The 21,625-nt window shown below is 37.1% G+C and carries 16 protein-coding genes; 3 read left to right on the forward strand and 13 right to left on the reverse strand.

The features are described from left to right. The first annotated feature begins 56 nt into the window (after positions 1-56). A complete protein-coding gene (locus tag LUA86_RS14490; RefSeq protein WP_231463956.1) occupies positions 57-1,145 on the forward strand; it encodes an Ldh family oxidoreductase in 1,089 nt (362 codons plus the stop codon). Here LUA86_RS14490 and LUA86_RS14495 read toward each other — a convergent pair. The 9 genes from LUA86_RS14495 to LUA86_RS14535 all read right to left on the reverse strand — a co-directional run bounded on the left by LUA86_RS14495 (position 1,142) and on the right by LUA86_RS14535 (position 13,458). After that, entirely contained in the window at positions 1,142-2,566 is a 1,425-nt protein-coding gene (locus tag LUA86_RS14495; protein ID WP_231463958.1) for an alpha-L-fucosidase, read from the reverse strand. The two genes, LUA86_RS14490 and LUA86_RS14495, sit on opposite strands and share 4 nt — an antisense overlap. Before the next feature lie 56 nt (positions 2,567-2,622). Further along, on the reverse strand, positions 2,623-4,206 hold the full coding sequence (locus tag LUA86_RS14500; protein WP_231463960.1) for a SusD/RagB family nutrient-binding outer membrane lipoprotein: 1,584 nt from the start codon (positions 4,204-4,206) through the stop codon (positions 2,623-2,625). 27 nt (positions 4,207-4,233) lie between these two features. Further along, the gene (locus LUA86_RS14505) at positions 4,234-7,560 is read right to left on the reverse strand and encodes a SusC/RagA family TonB-linked outer membrane protein (protein ID WP_231463962.1); all 3,327 of its coding nucleotides are present in this window, start codon (positions 7,558-7,560) and stop codon (positions 4,234-4,236) included. Between the two features lie 82 nt (positions 7,561-7,642). Next, positions 7,643-8,833 carry an ROK family protein gene (locus tag LUA86_RS14510; protein WP_231463964.1) on the reverse strand — a complete coding sequence of 397 codons (1,191 nt, stop codon included), beginning with the start codon at positions 8,831-8,833 and terminating at the stop codon, positions 7,643-7,645. 143 nt (positions 8,834-8,976) lie between these two features. Next, positions 8,977-10,170: a signal peptidase I gene (gene lepB / locus LUA86_RS14515; protein WP_231463966.1), complete on the reverse strand. Its 1,194-nt coding sequence runs from the start codon at positions 10,168-10,170 to the stop codon at positions 8,977-8,979. Positions 10,171-10,239: 69 nt separating this feature from the next. Next, positions 10,240-10,974, reverse strand: a complete 735-nt coding sequence (gene dapB / locus LUA86_RS14520; RefSeq protein WP_231463968.1) for a 4-hydroxy-tetrahydrodipicolinate reductase — start codon at positions 10,972-10,974, stop codon at positions 10,240-10,242. A 31-nt stretch (positions 10,975-11,005) separates the two neighbouring features. Next, positions 11,006-11,740 carry a DUF5683 domain-containing protein gene (locus tag LUA86_RS14525; protein ID WP_231463970.1) on the reverse strand — a complete coding sequence of 245 codons (735 nt, stop codon included), beginning with the start codon at positions 11,738-11,740 and terminating at the stop codon, positions 11,006-11,008. Beyond that, positions 11,740-12,648, reverse strand: a complete 909-nt coding sequence (locus LUA86_RS14530) for a ParB/RepB/Spo0J family partition protein (RefSeq protein ID WP_231463972.1) — start codon at positions 12,646-12,648, stop codon at positions 11,740-11,742. The genes LUA86_RS14525 and LUA86_RS14530 overlap by 1 nt, the downstream gene beginning before the upstream one ends. Before the next feature lie 3 nt (positions 12,649-12,651). Next, complete coding sequence (locus LUA86_RS14535; protein ID WP_231463974.1) at positions 12,652-13,458, reverse strand: ParA family protein; 807 nt, start codon at positions 13,456-13,458, stop codon at positions 12,652-12,654. 184 nt (positions 13,459-13,642) lie between these two features. Here LUA86_RS14535 and LUA86_RS14540 point away from each other — a divergent pair, with 184 nt between their 5' ends. Then, a complete protein-coding gene (locus tag LUA86_RS14540; RefSeq protein WP_231463976.1) occupies positions 13,643-14,164 on the forward strand; it encodes an NADPH-dependent FMN reductase in 522 nt (173 codons plus the stop codon). 575 nt (positions 14,165-14,739) lie between these two features. Here the strand turns inward: LUA86_RS14540 and LUA86_RS14545 are convergent. Both LUA86_RS14545 and LUA86_RS14550 read right to left on the reverse strand, forming a co-directional pair. Continuing rightward, positions 14,740-15,810: a DUF2891 domain-containing protein gene (locus LUA86_RS14545; protein ID WP_231463979.1), complete on the reverse strand. Its 1,071-nt coding sequence runs from the start codon at positions 15,808-15,810 to the stop codon at positions 14,740-14,742. Positions 15,811-15,890: 80 nt separating this feature from the next. After that, positions 15,891-16,343, reverse strand: a complete 453-nt coding sequence (locus LUA86_RS14550; RefSeq protein ID WP_231463981.1) for a hypothetical protein — start codon at positions 16,341-16,343, stop codon at positions 15,891-15,893. Between the two features lie 46 nt (positions 16,344-16,389). Here LUA86_RS14550 and LUA86_RS14555 point away from each other — a divergent pair, with 46 nt between their 5' ends. Then, on the forward strand, positions 16,390-18,024 hold the full coding sequence (locus tag LUA86_RS14555; protein WP_231463983.1) for an ABC transporter substrate-binding protein: 1,635 nt from the start codon (positions 16,390-16,392) through the stop codon (positions 18,022-18,024). A 2-nt stretch (positions 18,025-18,026) separates the two neighbouring features. Here LUA86_RS14555 and LUA86_RS14560 read toward each other — a convergent pair whose 3' ends face one another. Next, the gene (locus LUA86_RS14560; RefSeq protein ID WP_231463985.1) at positions 18,027-20,105 is read right to left on the reverse strand and encodes a prolyl oligopeptidase family serine peptidase; all 2,079 of its coding nucleotides are present in this window, start codon (positions 20,103-20,105) and stop codon (positions 18,027-18,029) included. 84 nt (positions 20,106-20,189) lie between these two features. Then, a complete protein-coding gene (locus LUA86_RS14565) occupies positions 20,190-21,623 on the reverse strand; it encodes a SusD/RagB family nutrient-binding outer membrane lipoprotein (protein WP_231463987.1) in 1,434 nt (477 codons plus the stop codon). Positions 21,624-21,625 lie beyond the last annotated feature (2 nt).

A 21,625-nucleotide genomic window follows, 5' to 3' on the forward strand; every position in this document is an offset into this window, starting at 1 on the left:
AATCTGCACCAATTAGAGATTGCTTCGTACCTCGCAATGACGACAAATCGTATTAAATGAACTTCATAACCTTTACAGAAGCTAAGCTCAGGACTTTTACCCATAACGTATTTAAAAAAATCGGTTGTTCTGATGAGCATGCAACGCTGGCTACCGATGTTTTAATCCGCTCAGATTTACGTGGAATTGATTCGCATGGCGTAGCCAGATTAAGTGGTTATGTTCGCCTTTGGGAGAAAAATAGAATTAACGCAACACCAGATATTAAAATTGTACACGAAACGCCAACAACGGCAACGGTAGATGGAGATGCTGGATTAGGCTTAGTTGTTGCGCCTTTTGCCATGAAAGTTGCGATGGAGAAAGCTGAAAAATATGGTAGTGGATGGGTTTCGGTTAAAAACTCTAATCATTTTGGTATTGCAGGTTACCACGCTTTAATGGCTGTAGAAAAAGATATGATTGGCATCAGCATGACTAATGCTAGTCCGCTGGTAGCACCAACTTATGCAAATGAACGCTTGTTGGGTACAAACCCGATGTGTTATGCTTTCCCGGCAGGAAAATACCCACCATTAATTGTTGATATGGCTACATCTGCCGCAGCAAATGGAAAATTAGAAATTGCTCAAAGGGGAAATAAAGATATACCTGATGGATGGGTTCAGGATAAAAATGGTAAAAACTCCATCAATCCGAACGAGCTAAAAAATGGTGGTTCATTATTGCCTTTGGGAAGCGATAAAGACCATGGAAGCCATAAAGGCTATGGTTTAAGCGCAACTGTAGATATTTTATCAGCAGTGCTTTCTGGCGCAAATTATGGCCCATGGGTTCCGCCATTTGTCGCTTTTTTAGAGCCTTCTGCAAATCCGGTAGGCGAAGGTTTAGGTCACTTTTTAGGCGCCATGCGTGTGGATGGTTTCCGCCCTGCCGCAGATTTTAAGAATCATTTAGACAATTGGATAGAGAGATTTAAAAGTGCGAAGACAGTTGATGAATCTAAAAAAGTAATTATACCCGGAGAACCGGAACATGAGTTTGAACAAGAAAGAAAAATTAGCGGAATACCGCTAATTGATGTTGTAGTAAACGATTTGAATGAACTCGCAGCAAAATTAGAAATTGAAGCGCTGACTGATTAATCAACTGCTTCAAATTCAAAAGCTAAAGCCGGCTGGTTCTTAACATTACCAGGCAATTTTATCGTTGTTTTATCCCCAACGCTTTTCCAGGTAACTTTTTGCCCGGTGGAAATTAGTTTAACTGTTGTCCCCTTTTTTGGCGTATTCCCATTCCACGAGATTTCAGTTTGTTTATCATCAGCTAACAAACAATAAATTGCATAACGCGTTTTAGCATCTTTACTCTGCGTAAACCATGTTTTATCACTATGATAGTTTTTAGCTGTTCTGGTATTGTATATGGCTTTGCCGTTTACCGATGTCCATTTTCCAATATCTGCTAATTTTTTCAGCACATCATCCGGCAAAGTTCCATCAGGTTTCGGACCAATTCCTAAAAGCAAACTTCCGCCTTTGGCTACAATTTCTACAAGTTTATGCACCACTTCGGCTGCAGGTTTGTAATTATCATTTGGTACAAATCCCCATGCGCCACCTAAAGTCATGCAGCTTTCCCATGGATAATCCAATTGTTTATCGGGAATTCTTTGTTCTGGTGTTTGATAATTTTCATAAGGACCGTGCACCGTTCTGTCTACCATTAATAAACCCGGTTGTGCCTTTCTGGCCATAGTTGCAATTTTCGGCATATCGATATCCTGGCTCCATTTTGGGATGTTTGCACCCCAGGAAAGCACTTCTTCGTTAACTGTTTCTAACGGACGCACCCAGCCTCCATCTAACCATAAAATATCAACACTACCATAATTGTTCATCAGCTCCCCAATTTGATTGTAGGTAAAGTCTTTAAACTTATTCCATCTCCATGGATATTTCCGAATGTCGTAATTGTTATTTCTATCGGCTGTAGCATATTTTTGCCACCAGTAATATTGAGAATGCCAATCAGGTTTAGAAAAGTATGCACCAATCATAAAACCTTCTTTTCTAAAAGCATCGAAAACATATTTTGCTACATCAGCCTTTGGATTATTTGCAAATGGGCCTCTTGCAATGCTGAAATCGCTTTGTTTCGTATCAAACATGGCAAAACCATCATGATGTTTGGTGGTAAAAACAAGATACTTCATTCCTGCATTTTTGCCTGCTGCAGCCCATTGCTCGGGGTTAAATTTTGTTGGGTTAAATTTGTTGCTAAAATCCCAATACCATTTTTTATAATTCTCGTAAGAAATTGTAGAGTCTCTTTCTATCCAATCTTCAGAGCAAATTGACCACGATTCGATTATACCTGGAACGGCGTACAAGCCCCAATGCACAATCATACCAAACTTTTTATCCTGCCAGTTATTTAATTTCTCTTTAACCAATGGGTCTTTAGGCCATTCGTAATGGGTAGATTGAGGCATAATGTCGTTTTGCTGAGCAAAAGTAATTGCTGAACAAAAGAATAAGATTGAAAATATAAGAGATTTCATCATACAAAGAAAATAAAAAAGGGCAGGAATTTTCCTGCCCTACAAAACAACTAATCCAACTAATTAACGTCCCAAAACAATTTGGTGGTTAAATTATCTTTTGAAGCAACCGCAGCATAATTTGCAGCATTAAACGAGATTTCCTGTGCAGGATACACCCATCTAAAAGGTGGTTGTTTCTGCTGACTAGAATTATCTACCTGATAAGTTAAAGCTGGCAAATCCAATCTTCTTAACTCTGCCCATCCTTCAATTGGTTCGATAACATTATAGTGTAACCATTTTTGGTTTGCTAACAAAGCTAATTTTGCTGCATTTGTTCCTGCCCATGCAATAGCAGGTTTTGCAATATATTGACCTATTTCAGTATCGTTTGTAGCAGTTAAAGCACCGGCTGTATTATCGTTACTTACGGTTCTAACCCAATAATAAAAATTTACAGATTGTTTTATTCCGGCTTCGTATGTTGATTTTGCCATTGCATCATTATTTGCCTTTAGATAATATTCAGACAAAAGAAAATTAACCTCGGCAGCAGTAATTAATACACCTGGAAAAAACTGGTTGCGACTAACCGTTGAGCGATTATAAATTGAAATCGTACCTCCGTTTATTAAGGTGGTTTGAGTTGTAGCATCTAAAGACTGATCTAAGCCATTATATACCCCTGCTGCATTTGCACCCGGTTCAAATAATGCTCTTAAACGCGGATCAGCATTGGTTTTCATGTGATCGATCATTCTTTTACCTGCGATGTTTCCGTTCCAGTCTTCTAAACCAGTCTGAAAACCTTTAGCATTGATATCACTACCTACATCAGTAACTTTTAAAAGTATATTGTCATCATTTACCAATGATAATGGATACTTAGCCGAGTTTGCTAAAATGCCAGCAATTTCAGTATTAGATCTGGCAGAAAGGCTGCCTACCGCTGAAACACGTGATAATATACGAAGGCGGAGTGAGTTACAGTATTTTTGCCACATCACGATGTTACCTTTGTTAATTAGATCTTGAGTTTTGAATGCAGTTAAAGATGCAGCAGGAACGGTAATGGTAGATAAATCATCAGAAAATTTCTTTAAATCATCTAACATGGTTGTGTAAATGCTTTCTGCACCTTGATATTTTGCATACGAAGCGCTGTAATCGCCACCATTAGAACTAAGTTTGCCGGCATCCATCCATGGAATATCTCCGTGCAAATCAACCACTTTTTGAGTATGATCATAAAAGTAAATTGCCGCAGTAATCATGAAAATGCGATTATCGGCTTGTTCTGTAGCGCTAGATGCATTATAAATTTTCTGTAACTCTCTGTATTGAGCCAAAAAATTGTAATAATTAGACCATCTATCGTTAACACCACCCGATGGTGGAACATACTGACCAATAGCATTAGCCCAACCTACAGCTTGTGTATATTGGTTAACCGATGTACGCTGCACCACAAAATAATTCCAGTAACTTGGTACAACATATTCCCTATTAGTATAAATTAAGCCCGCAAATTGTTTCGCTACTGATGATGTAGTTACTTTTGAGGGATCTCTGTAAGCATCATTAAATTCTGATTTTTTACATGAGGTGATAACCAACGCAGAGCATAGTGTTATCGCTATATTTGATAATATCTTTTTCATTTTAATCTTCTTTACAATTAGCACTTATTAAAAGCCCGCTCTAAGCATAAAACCAAAAGTTCTAGTTGCCGGATTAGAACCTGCGTTTGTAATGGTTTGTGTCCATCTTGAACCTGATGTCAATTGCTCCGGATCTAAGTCCTTAATAGTTCTGTATAAGTAAAACAGGTTTCTTCCAAATGCAGAGATTTGTAAGTTTTTAGCACCTATTTTTTTAGCCAAACTAACCGGAATTTTATATCCTAATGTAATTTCACGCATTTTAACGTAATTGTTTTTAATTACATACAATTCGTAACGAGCTGAACTGTACTGAGGACCACCCCAGTTGTAAGTATTCCAATAGTAATAAGATTGAGAAATTACGTTTGTATTTGGCTGTCCGTTTTCTAAAACGCCACCCATCAACATACCATCAGTAAAAACTTTTTCACCATTCGGACCCTGGGCACCGGTAGTTTGTACACCAATGCCTGCCGCATTTCTGTAATATCTTAAACCACCGCTGGCCTCATCCATAAAGTTTAAGCTTTCTTCCAATAAACCCCTGCTAATCATCCAATTAATACCAGTAGGCATTACGTGACCACCATAGCGGAAATCCATTACAACATCCATAGAGAAGTTTTTGTATGCAAAGCTATTGATAAAACCACCAATCATTTTTGGCATAGAGTTACCGGCTTTAACCATGTTATTTGCATCAAGCTTGTATAAACCATCGCTGTTAACAATATCGTTTCCTCTTGCGTCTTTAGCAATTGGGTGCACATAAATATCGCCCATTGGTTGTCCAACAATAGATTTTAATTGAGCTGCATTACCATCATAATCTGCATGAATTAGTTCTGTAGCGCCATTTGCCAATTTCTCTACAACGTTTTTATTGTTCGAGAAATTAATTGTAGAATTCCAGCTGAATGAAGCCGTTCTAACCGGCGTTCCGCTTAAAGCAACCTCAATACCTTTATTTCTTAAGGTACCTACGTTTGCCAGAATTGATGTTGCTCCTGAAGATGAAGGAATGGTTAGAGGTAAAATCTGATCGTTGATTTGAGCATTATAGTACGATACATCTAAACGTAAACGGTCTTTCAAAAAGCGCATTTCCAAACCAAACTCAAGCTCTTTTTTACGCTCTGGTTTTATAAGTTCATTACCATATGATGTTGGAATAGTTGTGTAAAGCACTGAACTAGAACCGCCTTGAGTACCTAATGTGTTTTGTGAATATGCAACATTAGCTAAATAAATAGATGGATAGTTACCTACAATACCCCAGGATGCTCTTATTTTACCATAACTAATTGCTTCTGGCATTTTAAACGCTTCTGAGAAAACAAAACCTGAGTTAACTGATGGATAAACAAAACTATTGTCGTTAGGATTCATGGTAGATGTTCTATCTCTACGAACAGTTCCTTCAACAAATAAGTAATCTCTAAAACTGGCATTCAAGGTACCTAAAAAGGCATCTTTAACTAATGTTCTGCGATAGTTTAAACCATTGTTAAACGTAGCCATATTATTAGAAGCACTTAAATCAAACCAGTTTTCTACACTTAAACCACCATTTGTTTCACGCTGAACTGAGTTGTAAGTTTCGCGGGTAGCTGTATAACCTCCCATTGCGGTAATGCCAACATCTTTAGTGATTTTTTTTGTATAGGTTAACAAGGCATCACCATAAAGAATTTTGCTATTGTAGTTCATCAAACCAAAAAAGCCTGAATTAGGATTAAATGCGATTGGAACTTCGTTTGGTTTTGATGTTTCCGTTTTTTGAGAAGTAATATCAGATGATACACGAGCCCTTAACTTTAAGTCGTCTGTAATACTCCAGGTATTGGTCAAACTTCCGATAACACGGTCGCTGAATTCGTTTTCATTATTTTCTCTAACATTCCAGATATAGTCTGCAACATCGGCTTTAAATCCTGGGTAAATAATATTTTCTGCCGGAGTTAAACTTTGGTTTGTTCCGGTTACAAACTTATAACCTCTACTGGTTTTATACCTTGCGTTGTACCACTCCGGATTATCGAATCTACCGATCATACCTGTAAAATTGTTAATCATACGGTCAACCAGAAATGGACGATTATGAGTGTACTGATTAATATAGTTTACAATTAAATCAGTTGTAAACCGCTTACCTAATTTAAATGAAGTGTTTAGGTTTACTATATTTTTTTCGTTTTTAGTGCCATAACTTACCGCCTGATTATCCTGACGGGTTAGGGATAAACGTATATTAGAATTATCAGTTGTGTTAGATATTGCAACATTTACATTTGAGTTATTTGCTGTTTGAAAAAACTTAGCGTAATTGTCAATCTGTGCATCGTATGGCCTCATTTGTCCATCCCATGCTAATGTAGGTTTACCATCGAAGATTGGCCCAAAGTTGATAGAAAATGCACCAACGCCTCTGGTTTCTTTGGTTCCGTTACCATCTAAATCCTGATAAACAAAACCATCAGCTGCTTGTCCGGCGTTTGAGTAAAATGGATCGATACCTGGCCCGCGTACGTTCTGATATCTTGGCAAATAAGCCACCTTATCATTGGTATAATTTGCATTAAAATCTACATTAAATCCTTTTGCACCTTTACCACTCTTTGTAGTGATTAAAACCACACCATTTACTGCTTCTGAACCGTAAAGTGCAGCTGCAGAGGCGCCTTTTAGAATGGAAATACTTTCAATATCTTCATTGTTGATATCCAGTAATCCGTTACCACGCATACGCTGATCGCCCCAATAATCGCTGTTTGCATACTCACCATCGCGAATAGGCACACCATCCAATACAATTAGTGGCTGGGTTTTATTAGTAATTGAATTTACGCCGCGAATGTTAATGTTTACACCACTTGTTGCGCCACCCGGTGCTGATGAAATTCTCACACCCGGAGCTTTACCATACATTGCGCCTGCAAAGTTTGTTGCACCTGCCTGTGTTAACTCTTTTGAGGATATAGTGCTAACTGCGTAACCCAAGGCTTTTGCATCCCTCTTTACTCCTAAGGCTGTAACAACCACATCATTAAGTGAATTTGCATCTTCGGTAAGGGTTACGCTTAGCGTAGTTTGACTATTAATTGCAACTTCTGTTCTTTTGTAACCAACAGCTGTAAAAATTAATGTTTCGTTTGGCTGTGCTGCAATGGTAAAATTTCCGTTTGCATCGGTTTGTGTTGCTCTCATTGTTCCTTTAACGGAAACGCTTGCTCCGGGAAAAGGCCCAGATGCATCTTTTACCGTACCGGTAATTTTATTTTGTGCAAAAGTTGTTATCGCCAGCATGGTAAATAACAATATACTCAAGCACTTGTAGTATATTCTGTTCATATTGTTTAGTTTAAGTTTGTTTATTTAATTAGGAATTTAAGGTTAGTTGTTTTTTGATTTATCCATACGCCTTGGTTTTAAGTTAATCGAATTGAGAATTCTCTATTATTAAGCTTGCAGCAGCAAAAAGCTCTGCCTCATCTGTTAGTGTCGATATTTTTATTTTTGTTTGTTCTGAAATACGAGGTATGCAGAACTCATTTATAGCTTGTTGTATAGGCGGAACTAACATTTTTCCTGCTTTCGCACCTCTACCGCTTAGCACTATGCACTCTGGATTTAAGATATGGATGAGCGTAGCCAACCCTTTACCCAATTGAAAACCTGCTTTGGAGAGAATAGAAATTGCTAAAGGATCTTGCGCATTAACTGCGTCCAGAAAATGCTCCCGTGGATGTTTACTTTTATCTTTAAACAACTCACTCATGCTCGAAACTGTACCTTCAGCTAACGCTTTTTCGGCCTTTTCTGCCATAACGAGTAGAGATGTATCGACCTCCAGGCAGCCTTTTTTACCACACGAGCATAAATTTTTACTATCTGATAATGGTATATGACTAAATTCGCCTGCATAGCCGCTACTTCCACGATAAAGCTGCCCGTTCAAAATCATTCCTAAACCTGTTCCCCAACCAATATTAACAACCATTACGTTTTTCAGGCCTACCGCTTCACCAAAGTTTAGTTCAGCCAGCGCGATTAAACTCGAGTCGTTATCTATTTCCACCTGAAGCTTTATCTTCTTTCTTAAATAATCACGAATTGTTGTACCGCCCTTAATTGGCAAATAAGATGAATTCACACCAAGCTCTGCATTTACGAAGCCCGGCATACCTATGCCCACTCCAATAATATCTTTTCTGTTGATATTTGAGCTTTGAATACTTTTATTAATAAAATTGACAAGCACATCAACATCACTGCTTTCATCAGACATGTTGAAATCAAGATATTGCATAGGTATCACCATTTTTCGTGATAAATCATAAATCACCAATCTGGTAACTAATTGATCCATAGCAACAGCAACTGTAAATTTTTGATTATTGGGATTTAGCAGATAAATGGAAGCTCGGCGGCCACCTGTAGAAGGCGCTAAACCTTGTTCTATAATAAAATTTTCATTTATTAAACCATTAACAATAGAGGTAACCAATGGCAAACTTTTACTTGTAAGCTTACTCAAATCGGTTAATGACAATGCATTTTTATAATAAAGATATTTTATGATATCTGCACGTAAGCGCTGATTCTTCTCAATTATAACAGACATTAGTTTGGTTTAGTTATAACAAACTTAATAAATAAATTTAAAACATTTAAAAACTTATTAATTTTTTTTAAAAGTTAGTTACCAAACAAAAAAAGGCTTAAATCTCTTTAAGCCTTTTTTTGTTTGGATATGTGTGTTTAATTTTACTTAATACCTCGTAATAATCTATTCCAACGGATTTTATTTAAGAAACTGCCTTCACTATCCCAACTCATCCAAATAAACAATGCTTTACCAACAACATGGTCTTCTGGCACAAATCCCCAATAACGAGAATCGGCAGAATTATGGCGGTTATCGCCCATCATCCAGTAATAATTCATTTTAAAAGTATAGCTTGTAGCAGGTTTATCATTAATGTACCATACTCCGGCTTTTTCCTCCACTTTATTGCCTTCATAAGTTCTAATTGCTCGGTAATATAAAGGCATTGTGCTACTGTTTATATTAACCGTCCAACCCTTAGCAGGAATTTTTATCGGACCAAAGTTATCTCTGTTCCAAACACGTTTTGGGTCGTGAGGGAAAGTGCCTCCTGGCTCTACATCAGATGCAGTAGCGGCAAACATATTAACAGATTTTACAAAATCAAAGGCTCTAATTTTTTCGGCTAATTCTGGCGATAAATCTCCAACATAGGTATTATCACCAATCAGTTGCATATCGCCGAGCTTTACTTTTAAATCATCAAACACACCATAATTAAATTCCATGGTTTTAAATTCGATTTTGTAAGGCATCATTCCGGTGTTTATTAAAGGCTCATCTTTACCGTTAATGTTTGCAATACCATTTTTCATGCTGATAACATCACCCGCAATACCGATACAGCGTTTAATAAAATTTTCGCGTTTATCTACCGGGCGACTAACAATTGTATATTGGCTATGAATCGCTTCGCGTCCACTTTGCCTAACCAAATCGTAATAACTTGGCACCTGGTTTTCTAAAGCAACCGTATCACCTTCCGGGAAGTTAAATACCACAACATCATTTCTTTTTATATCTGATAAACCAGGTAAGCGATGATATTTCCACTGAACGCCATCCCAGTAGGCTTTTGTACCAGTAATTGGCATGGTATGATGTGCAAAAGGAAAGGCAACCGGTGTCATCGGGATACGAGCGCCATAGTTTACTTTACTTACAAAAAGAAAATCGCCTATTAATAATGAGCGCTCCATGGAACCAGACGGAATGGTATAAGCCTCAATAAAGAAAACCCTGATTATTGTTGCTGAAACAACGGCAAAAACAATGGCATCAACCCATTCGCGGGTTTTAGTTTTTTTCTTTTTGGTGGCATCCTGTTTTTTTTGCCAGAATTTGTAATTCATATATCTTGTTTAGTTGTTAACGATTTAAAATTAAAATCAGTTAACCGTTATCTGTTTATTAAAATCAGCCTACTCGAAAATATCAGTAATGCTGAAAAAACCTTTCTTGTCCTTTAACCATTCTGCCGCAACCACTGCACCTAATGCAAAACCTGCTCTACTGTGTGCCGTGTGCTTAATTTCTATATCATCAACCTCACTGCTGTAAATTACCGTATGCGTACCCGGTATATTTTCAATTCTATGCGATTCAATTAGCAACTGTTCTCCTTTCGGAAAAACCTCCACATTTGTTCCAACTACTTCGTTCAACCATTCAGATTTACGCTCCAAGTTATCTACAATACCTTCTGCTAAAGTTATCGCTGTTCCGCTTGGTGCATCAAGCTTTTGAGTATGATGAATTTCTTCAACCTGAACTTCGTAGGCAGGATAATTATTCATCAACTTAGCCAAAGTTTGGTTTAATTTGAAGAATAAGTTAACGCCAATGCTGAAATTAGACCCATAAAGTAAAGTATTGTTACTGCTATTACATTCATTTTTAACTTCCTGTAATTTACCGTACCAACCTGTAGTACCTACCACAACAGGAACATTGGCATCAAAACAAACATCAATGTTTTTCAGAACAGAATCTGGTGTACTAAAATCAATGGCAACATCTGCCGATTTTAAGTTTTGACGGGTTAAATCTTCCTGATTATCGATAGAAATTTTTAGAACAATTTCATGACCACGTTCAAGCGCAAATTTCTCGATAATTTGTCCCATTTTGCCATATCCTAAAAGCGCAATTTTCATCGGTTATTTATAAGTTTAGGTGATTTATATATTAAAATTTTATAGAAAGTTTTAAAGCAGGCGCATTATTAAAACCATACATGGCATTTGGATTATTTATCAAAGTTGGACTCACATTAAATGAAAGCTTATCATCAACATCGAAAAAATTTAGTCTGGCCGCAACGTAAGCATCAATAATTTGAGCACCATAAAGTGCAAAATAAGAAAAGATAACAATTTGTCCGTTTCTTTTATAGATTGCCTGGGCATTTAAAACGTTGGTATCATCATATCTTGATAACTCCGTATTAAGGTCCCTCTTTAGTGCCGGATCGGTTTGAGCATTATTAAATGCTCTGTTTTGTGCCTCAGTTAAGAAAATTTTATAATTTTTACGACTTTCAATATATGATAAAGTTAATGCACCAAAACCACCGTATATCAACCCAACCTTACCCAAAGTGTAAGTTTTTTGCCAAAAATGACCTGTTTTTTCACCTTTTGCATTTAACTTATCTTTCAAAAGCTGGTTGTTATATAACTGTCCCCATCCGGGAATCAACATCGATTTAAAAACAGCTTTTCTCCCGGCAACTTTTCCAGGATTTACATACTTAACCGTATCTGCTTTTTTGCGGACGGTATCCATGGGTACAGCTTTAATGGGTGTAGCCTTTACAGTGTCAATTGGTTTTAATAAAGTATCCTGTACCTGAGCCGAAGCTAGATTTGAAAAGAAAACACATACCAGAGATAACGTTATTACAATCCTGTTATTTAACATTACCAATCTAATAATTCTAAAATTCTGTTAAGGTCTTCATCACTTACAAAAGGAATCTCGATGGCCCCTTTTCCATTCTGTGTAACCTTTAATTTTACACGAGTAGCAAATTTTGAAGCTAAATCATCTTGTAATTTTTGATATTGAAAAGAATTACCTTTTTCTTTAGATTTTCCAGCAGTTTTTAGCGGTGCGTGCTGAAGGTTGCGAACCAACTCCTCAACTTTACGAACCGACAAACCTTTGTCTAAAATCTCCTGATGGATAAACAATTGTTTATCAACGCCATCAACATTAATTAATGCTCTTGCATGGCCCATTGTAATGCGTTGGTCGCGAATGGAAGCTTGTATTGCAGGCGGTAATTTTAGTAAACGTAAATAATTGGTAACCGTTGTACGGTTTTTCCCAACACGTTCGCCTAGTTGCTCTTGCTTTAAACCCACTTCATCAATCATTCTCTGGAAACTTAAAGCAACCTCTATAGAATTTAAATTCTCTCTTTGAATGTTTTCGATAAGCGCCATTTCCAACATTTGTTGGTCGTTAGCGCTACGAATATATGCCGGAACCTGCGTTAAACCTGCTAATTTAGACGCTCTAAATCTTCGCTCACCAGAAATTAGCTGGTATTTATTTGCACCGATTTTTCTAACCGTAATTGGTTGTATTAATCCCTGCACCTTAATCGAATCAGCAAGTTCGTTTAATGCAACCTGGTCAAATTCGGTACGTGGCTGGTAAGGGTTGGTTTCAACCTCATTTAAACTTACATGGCTTATATTGCCAATCTGCTCCGTTTCACTAACCGCATTTACCTGCTGCTTAGGCGGATGTGCCGATTCGCTATCATCTAAAAGCGCACTTAATCCTCTGCCTAATCCTGTTTTTCGCTGAAAAGATGTCATCTATTATTTATAATTTTCCGTTCCTATATTTTCCTCTTCCTTTAACAAGCCGTTTTTCTTTACAATTTCGCGGGCAAGGTTAAGGTAATTTATTGCGCCTTTGCAATTTGCATCATGCATAATAACCGAAACACCATAACTAGGCGCTTCACTTAAGCGAGTATTACGCTGAATAATGGTTTCAAAAACCAATTCGTTAAAATGTGTTCTTACTTCTTCAACCACCTGGTTTGATAAACGCAAACGAACGTCATACATGGTTAGCAAAATACCTTCAATCTCCAATTCAGGATTTAAACGGTTTTGCACAATTTTTATGGTGTTCAATAATTTGCCTAAACCTTCTAATGCGAAATATTCGCATTGAACCGGAATAATAACAGAATCTGCAGCGGTTAAAGCGTTTATGGTAATTAAACCTAACGATGGTGAACAATCAATAATAATAAAATCATATTGATCTTTAATTTTCTCCAGAACCGCTTTCATTTTGTACTCGCGGTTGTTAAGGTTAATCATTTCAATTTCTGCACCAACTAAATCAATGTGTGCCGGTAATAAATCTAAATTTGGCGTATCTGTTTTCTGAATTGCCTGTGCAGGGTCAATATCATTTATAATACACTCATAAATACTGTCTTTTATATTTCGGGGATCAAAGCCGATACCTGAAGTTGAATTTGCCTGAGGATCAGCATCAACCAACAAGGTTTTATATTCTAATACGGCTAAACTTGCCGCCAGGTTAATTGATGAAGTTGTTTTACCAACACCACCCTTCTGATTTGCTAATGCAATTATTTTGCTCATCTATATGTCCGAAATTTACTTTACGCTTACGTTAGGGCTCTTTATTTAATGCCTTATAATCGGCAAAATGTTCTATTTTTGCTTTGTTTAAGCCCTTTTTGTCAATCAGCTAAGATACAAACTATATGGCAATTTTAGCAATTACAGTATTTGCGTTTTAAACATCTTATTAACAATTTACTTCATGATAACAATAATAGCGGCAACCAACAGACCTAATAGCAATACGCTAAAAGTTGCCAAATATTACCAGTCTGAACTTTTAAAAAAAGGCTTGCAGGCTACAGTTTTTAGTTTGGAGCATTTGCCTGCCGATGTTTTAAATACCGACATGTACGGTAAAAGATCTAAAGCGTTTCAAGAGATTCAAGATTTGATTTACAATGCAGAGAAATTCATATTCGTAATGCCTGAGTACAATGGTAGTTATCCTGGCGTACTGAAGGTATTAATTGATGCCAGTAATTTCCCTGATAGTTTTTACGATAAAAAAGCTGCCTTGGTCGGTATTTCTTCAGGAAAATATGGCAACATTCGTGGTGTTGAGCATTTTACAGGTGTTTGCCATTACGTACATCTTAATGTTTTACCCTTGCGTTTACATATCCCAAACATTAAAAACGAGCTCGATTTGGAAGGCAAATTGATAAAAGAAGACACACTTAGTTTTATTGATGAGCAAATAGAAAAGTTCATCAAATTTTAACCTTTATTCAAACCTTCTATCAATCAAAATTCAATCATTAATTTGAAAAGCAAAACCTGCATTTCATTTTATTGTTAGTCCCGTTTTGCGCTTGTACGCTTCGCTTCGTCATGCTTCCTCGCTGCAGGGTACCGCTGCAACCGGGTTTAAGTACTTAATTCTTTGCATAAAACTGAAAAACTCAACGGTTTCGGTCGGTGTAGACACAAACCGAGGAATTATTGCAAATTTATTATTCATTCTGCCATTGCCTGTGTCTCCACAGACAATTATTTTTACCCTATTAATGTTTCGTTTTGTGGAGACACAAACCGAGGGATTAGATTTATACCATACTAATCTGTCGAATCTGGCTTTTGAAACACAGTTTTAGGTTAAATAAACCCGGTAGAAGCGAGCATCCCGTATTTCTCGGGATAAAGCGTATAACGGGACTTGCGAAACCGATACACACCGAAGCTTGCTTTTCAAAAAAAATCTCGGCTAAACGAACACCATCTAAAAACAGATTTTTTTTAATAATATCCAACAAATCCTTCGACAAGCTCAGGAAGACACGACTCAAGTATTGTCGGCTATTCCAAGGCATAAACCGCAAAAGATGCTAACCAATGGTCGCCGCCATAATTACCCGCAAAAACCAATGGTAAAGCATTTGCAAGAAATTTTTCAGCAGTTTTTTCAAAACGAAGTTTTAATTTATGTCCTTTCGGCAATTCTCTGGCAATTCCTTTCATACACCAGGCTCGGGTAAAAGAAAGCCCCACCAAATGCACACCTTGATAATCGTTAATATCGCTAATCACAGGCAAATCGCTTATGCGTTTTAAACTGCGCTCCTCATAAAATTTATTAAGCCAATTAACAAAAGTTGCTTTTGGCAAAACCCTACGCATTAAATCGGCAATTTCTAAGCTTGGCGAAAAGAAATCTGAGCCATCGGGCTCCAGGTAAGCTGGCGTTGCAACATTATCTAAATAGAAAGATTTAGCTTTTAATTTAATTTGCGCCTCAAAAGAAACATCTTTAAATGTCTTAGCCCAATCTAAAGCGAACACCAAACCAAATGCAGTATTTGGATGCACACCTGTTCTATTTGGGTAAGTTTGCTTTGGTAAATAAGCTTTCCAAAGCGTTAAAATTTGTTTGGTTAAAGGCTGTAGTGCTGCATACCATTTTTTTGCATCCGGATTATCCCAGGTATATAATTCCTGATCTAATTTTAATAACCATGCCCAACCATACGTACGCTCGTAAGTGTTTGCTACCTGATATTTTGTAAAATATTCTGCTTCAGCCTTCATTTTTTCGGGCGTGAAAGTATTGTTTAAAAGCGCTGTAATTTCAGCTTTGTTCTTTAAACCAGAAACTGTTTTCAAAAGCCTCACCAACATCCAATGGCCATGAACAGAACTGTGCCAATCTAAACAACCATAAAAAGCCGGGTGCAATTCGCTTGGTAATAATCTGCCATCAAGTGCAGTATTGGCAACATGCGAAGTTTTATTTGGAAACTCTTGACCAATACATTTTAAAGGCATTATGGAAAGCTTTTCAGCTACATCTGCAGTTAAGGTTGGTACAGTTTGCGCCTTTGTTAGGAAAGAAAACAATACAAGTAAGCTGATAAAAGCAAATTTTCTCATGGTTAATTGAATTTTACAATTTTATTGTTAATTATTCCATCACACATCATCTATCTTCCATCACACATCTTCCATCTAATTTACGCTCCAAACCTAATCCATTTATCGCCCTCGTGGCCAAAAATAAATGAACCCGGATGAATCATTTCTGCTAAATCTTCTATCAAAGAAACTGCATTTTCTGCAGTTCTTAATCTGTTTACATCATCATTTAACAATATAATTCTGTTATTTTTAACCGCTTGCCAATCTGAATTTAAAGCTGAAGGAACTTCACGCATTAAATCGGTAAGTGTTTTGCCGGGTTGGTAATAAATAATAAATGCAGCACTAAAAACATCTGTTTCGAACATTCCCCCAGCTTGCGAAATTTCTTCGGACAATAAGTAATTTGAATTGTTGCCCGCATCCAAACAAGCAACAGGAATTTTATCCATAAACTTAATTTTGTGCGCTACAATCTCTAAACGTTCTTGTAAATCCTCTTTTTGGGTCTCATCCAGACCAATAAATAAATCGTTTAAAAAAGACATCTGCATTAAATTTATTAATTTGTGCAAAAATAACAATCCTTAATTCATGCAGGACTCATTTAAGTATATATTTTATTTTTTTTGCACCGTTACGCTGTTTTCTTGTCAGAAAAAGTTAGATGAAAACAATAAAAAAGTATTTAATATCAATTTGGATCAAGGCTTAACATCTTTAGATCCTGCATTTGCCCGAAATCAAAATGCAATATGGATGACCAATCAGGTTTTTAATGGTTTGGTACAAATCGATTCGACATTACAAACCATTCCGTGTATTGCAAAAAGCTGGAAAATTTCTGATGATGCCTTAACTTATACTTTTAACCTGCGTGATGATGTATACTTTCATGACGACCAGGCTTTTAAAAACGGAAAAGGCAGAAAAGTTATTGCTGCAGATTTTGCCTACAGTTTTTACCGTTTAATTGACCCCAAAGTTGCCTCATCTGGTGGCTGGATTTTTAGCGATAAAGTAAAAGATCAAACCAATTTCATTGCGGTAAATGATACTACTTTCCAGATTAAACTGGTGCGACCATTCCCACCTTTTATGAGTTTACTTACCTCACAATATTGTTCTGTTGTACCAAAAGAGGTTGTAGAACATTATGGTAAAGATTTTAGAAGTCACCCGGTTGGAACCGGCCCTTTTAAATTTAAATATTGGAAGGAAGGCGAAATTTTGGTGCTTTTGAAAAACGAACATTACTGGGAAAAAGATACAAAAGGAAAACCATTACCTTATATAGATGCACTTAAAGCCTCATTCATCAGCGATAAACAAAGTGGATTTATGAGCTTTTTGAAAAAGGATTTAGATTTTTATTATAGTGTTGATGGAAGTTACCGCGATGATATTTTGACTAAAAGTGGAAATATGACTTCGAAATATAAGGGTAAATTTCAATTAACTAAAAGCCCTTATTTATGCACTGAATATGTAGGCATTCTGGTTGATTCCAATTTGGCGATAGTTAAAAATTCGCCATTAAAGCTCAAAAAAATCCGCCAGGCGATAAATTATTCCATCGACAGAGATAAACTCATCAAGTATTTAAGAAATGGTATTGGCATAGCTGCAACATCTGGTTTTATACCCGAAGGGATGCCTGGTTTTGATAGTTCAGCAGTTCATGGATATCATTACGACCCAAAATTAGCAGCGAAATTATTGGCAGAAGCTGGTTACCCCGAAGGGAAAGGCATGGGCGAAATTACCTTGAACACTACAACAACTTATAAAGATTTAATAGAATTTATTCAAAGTGAGCTTTCTGCTATCGGTATTAGAACGAAGATTGATGTTAGCCCAAGTACAAGTTTAAGAGATTTGATTTCTAAAAACCATGTTAACTTTTTCCGCGGAAGCTGGATTGCAGATTATGCGGACGGCGAAAACTATCTGTCGATGTTTTATTCTAAAAACAAGGTTCCCTTCGGACCGAATTATACGGCCTTCTATAATAAAGAATTCGACAAGCTTTTTGAGCAAAGTTATTACGAAACAAACAACGAAAAACGCTTTCAGTTATATAGAAAAATGGATCAGATGGTAATGGATTATTCGCCGGTTGTTCCGGTTTTTTACGATCAATCGGTAGTGATGTTGCAGAATAACATTAGCGGGTATCAACTAAACCCGCTAAGTTTGATGATTCTAAAATACATAAAGAAGACATAACGTTATTTATTCATCAGTTTTCGTTTTAAAAATTCTGCTGTAGCTTCGCTAACTTTAACTCCGTTAGAGAATTTCATCCAGTGGTGCGTATCATCCGGAATAGACAAAAATTCAAATTCAAATTTTTTATCCTCAAACCTTTTAGCTAAATCAACACTTTGGCTAAAAGCAACATTTCTATCATCATCAGCATGAATAATTAATGTAGGCGAAGTCCATGTATTTAGGTAAGTAATTGGCGAAGATTCGGCAGCAATTTTTGCGGCTAATGCGGCATCCGGAGCTGGTTCTCTATTATCACCATTATTGCTGCTAAAGCGGTTATTAACGCCATGAATATCTACACCCGCAGCAAAAAGGTTCGAATCTTTACCTAAAGCTAAGGCAACCAAATAACCTCCATAAGAGCCGCCATAAATTCCAATTTTAGATTTATCAATATTTGGCTGTGTGGCTAACCACACTCCGGCGGCTTTTACATCCTGATATTCTGAAGCGCCTTGTGCGCCAGCATTTAAAGGTTTATGAAAATCGTAACCATAGCCTAAGCCCAAGCGATAATTTACAGAAAGAACAGTAAAACCTAATTCGGCCAAATACTGGTTTAAAGCATAATCAATAGAATAATAATCCATTGGGTTCCAACCTAAAAACATTTGTCTTTGCGGGCCACCATGTACATAAACAATCGCCGGATGTTTTTTAGCGTTATCTTTTGGCGAAAATAATTGTCCGTAAACTGTATTTCCATCTGCGGCTTTAAAACTTACATGCTTTGGAATAACCATATCCTTAATCGGGAAATCTTTTGGAATTAACTCTTCTCCTATTAAATCGATTTGTTTATTGTTTAAAACAGCAGGCAATAGCGGTCTTTGAGCGGTGGAGCTTAAACAGAAAACAGCCTTATCATCACCAGAAATTACAGGATAAGATTCTATACCCAAACCAGAACTTAACGCGGCCATATCGGCTTTATCTACCGAAACTTTATAAATATGCCTGCGATCCAAATCATCGGCATTTTTGCCCGTGTTTGTTGCAAAAATCAAGGTTTTTCTATCATTGCTTAACTCCACATTTTCGACAACAAAATTTCCCGGGGTTAAAAGAATTCTGCCAGATCCATCAGTATTCATTGAATATAGATGTGGCCAGCCGTCTTCATAAGAAGCGGAAACAATTTTTCCATCAGCCCATAATAAATTTGTGCCACCATCAATTGACGGATAAGAACCTCTTATTGTTTCTGGTGCCTTCCAGATTTGCTTTCCTTTACCATTATTTACGTCAGCTACCCAAATTGCCCATGGTTGGTGTTTTCTAGTTAAGATAGAATCTGTTGCACCGCCACTTCCAGGTGTGCGAACGAAAGCTAGTTTTGTACCATCTGGCGACCAAACTGGCGCAGCATCTTTCGAAAATGAAGGCAAAATCCACTTAATTGGAGTTTGTGTATTTGTATATATACCGATAAAGGAATGGTCAACCCGGTTTGAAACAAATGCTAGCATCTTACCATCTGGCGACCATTTATAGCCCGACTGAATGCCTTTCATATTTATAATCGCTTTCGCAGGAATAGCCGTATCCAGCGAACCCATTAGTAACTGACCAGATTTTGAGAATACGACTCTGTTTTCTGTGGGAGAAATTACAGGATTATCGCCTTCGCCAATTAGATTTATTTTACCTCCGGTAAATGGAACTGAGTAAACCTCAACTTTAGGCATTAAAGGCATACTTAGCGCATTCACTGGTCCGCCATCTCTACCGCCATGGTCGCCACCGCGAACAAAAACAACCCACTTACCATCAGCTGATATCGATAAGCTGCTTAACTCTTGCCCGTCATCTTCTTTATAATCAGTAATTTTTACTGCTTTGTAATCTGGTGCTTCTGCAACGTAAATATTTCTTTTACCCTGTTCATTAGCTGCCCAAGCTATTTTAGAACCCGATGGCGCCGCAACCAACTGACTTGGAAACGGGTAACTTAAGACAGATTGCAGGCTATACTTTTGTCCATAAAGCTGAATTGAAAATATAATTATTACCGAAACCAGTATTACTTTTTTCATTATCTAAAAATTTCTAATAAATTAAATAAAAAAGCCCTAACCGATAAACGGAAAGGGCCTAGAGGGTAATTTTTTATAAAAATGTTACTGATCCCACCATAGTTTTGTTGTTCTTGGAACTTCAGCTGGAACGTTCGCACCGTTTTTACTTTTTTCTCCCTGAGGATAATCATTTCTACGTATAAAATCTGGCAAGGTTACGTTTACAGGAAGCGTAAAATCCTTGTATTTATAGTCAAATCTTCTGGCATCATTCCAGGCTTCAGGGTTTAAGTATGTTGCAACATATTTTTCCTTAAAGATTAAATCTTTAGTAAAGGCTGCAACACCTACTGCAACTCTTGGATCGGCCAAATACGTAGTTTTATCGCTTAAAGCCACTTGAAATTTATCCATGTTCGCACCAATAGCAGCAAGATAAGCATTATAAGATTTAGTTTTATCGGTTGTAAATGCGGCTTCGGCTTCAATAAATTTCAGCTCTGCGTAAGTGGCAATAAAGATTGGAGAAGTTGGGCTGGTCCATGGTGAGTTAACTGAAATGTAACACTCATCTTTTAGTGTGTTTGCGCCTGGCAATCTGTTTCCCGCACCATTTACAGTTCCAATGTAAACATTATTAATTGTTCGGTCGGTTATTTTTGCAATTCTTGGATCGAACAAACCATAAGTTGTTCCATTTAAATGATCAACTAATTGTTCTGAAAGCCATCCTCCAAGAGATTGCGATGCATTACTAATGGCAACACTTGCCCAGAAATTTCTAATGCTGAATGTTGACATTTGAGCATCTTCAGCATTTGAAGTAAAAGAATTACTTACTGCAGCCAATACAGCAGTTGGATTGTAGGTAGCTGTTTTACTAACTTTATTTAACAACCTTGCTTTTAGTGCGTATGCAAATTTTAACCAATTTGCTCTTTCATTTACACCTGTAGTACCATAAATTAAATCGCTGGCTGCAGATAGTTTAACAGTTGCATTGGTTTTAGCTAATTCTACAATTGCTTCATCAATTAAGGCCATGGTTTGATTGTAAACCTCCTGGGCGGTACCATATTTCGGGGTAAAGTTTGTAATGTCGAAAGCTTGAGAAAATGGTGCAGCTCCCCACATGTCATTTACCATTATCAGGTTATATGCAATAAGTACATTGGCTACGCCTTTATACTCGCTAGAGCCTTGTGCAATAGCCATTTTTTTCATTTCTGTTGCATCAGCCATTGCGAAATAAAGCGCATCCCAGGTTCCGCTGAAATCTATTGCCTGATAAGTATCGCCTGCACCAACAGCAGCCGGGTTGGCTGTATATTGAACGTATGGCGCAATAGCACTGGCTACATTGTAATTATTAACACCAGCCTTACTTGTTGATGTTGCAAGTAAAGAAGCCAATGTTGGCGTTGTTACCTGATTTGGGTTTTTAGTAACATCATCAAAATAGCTGTCTTTGCAACCTTGAAAGGCAACGCTAACCACCAAGGTTGATAACATCGTATATTTTAAAATCTTTTTCATCG

This window comes from Pedobacter sp. Leaf132 (assembly GCF_920984695.1).
Taxonomy (GTDB): domain Bacteria; phylum Bacteroidota; class Bacteroidia; order Sphingobacteriales; family Sphingobacteriaceae; genus Pedobacter.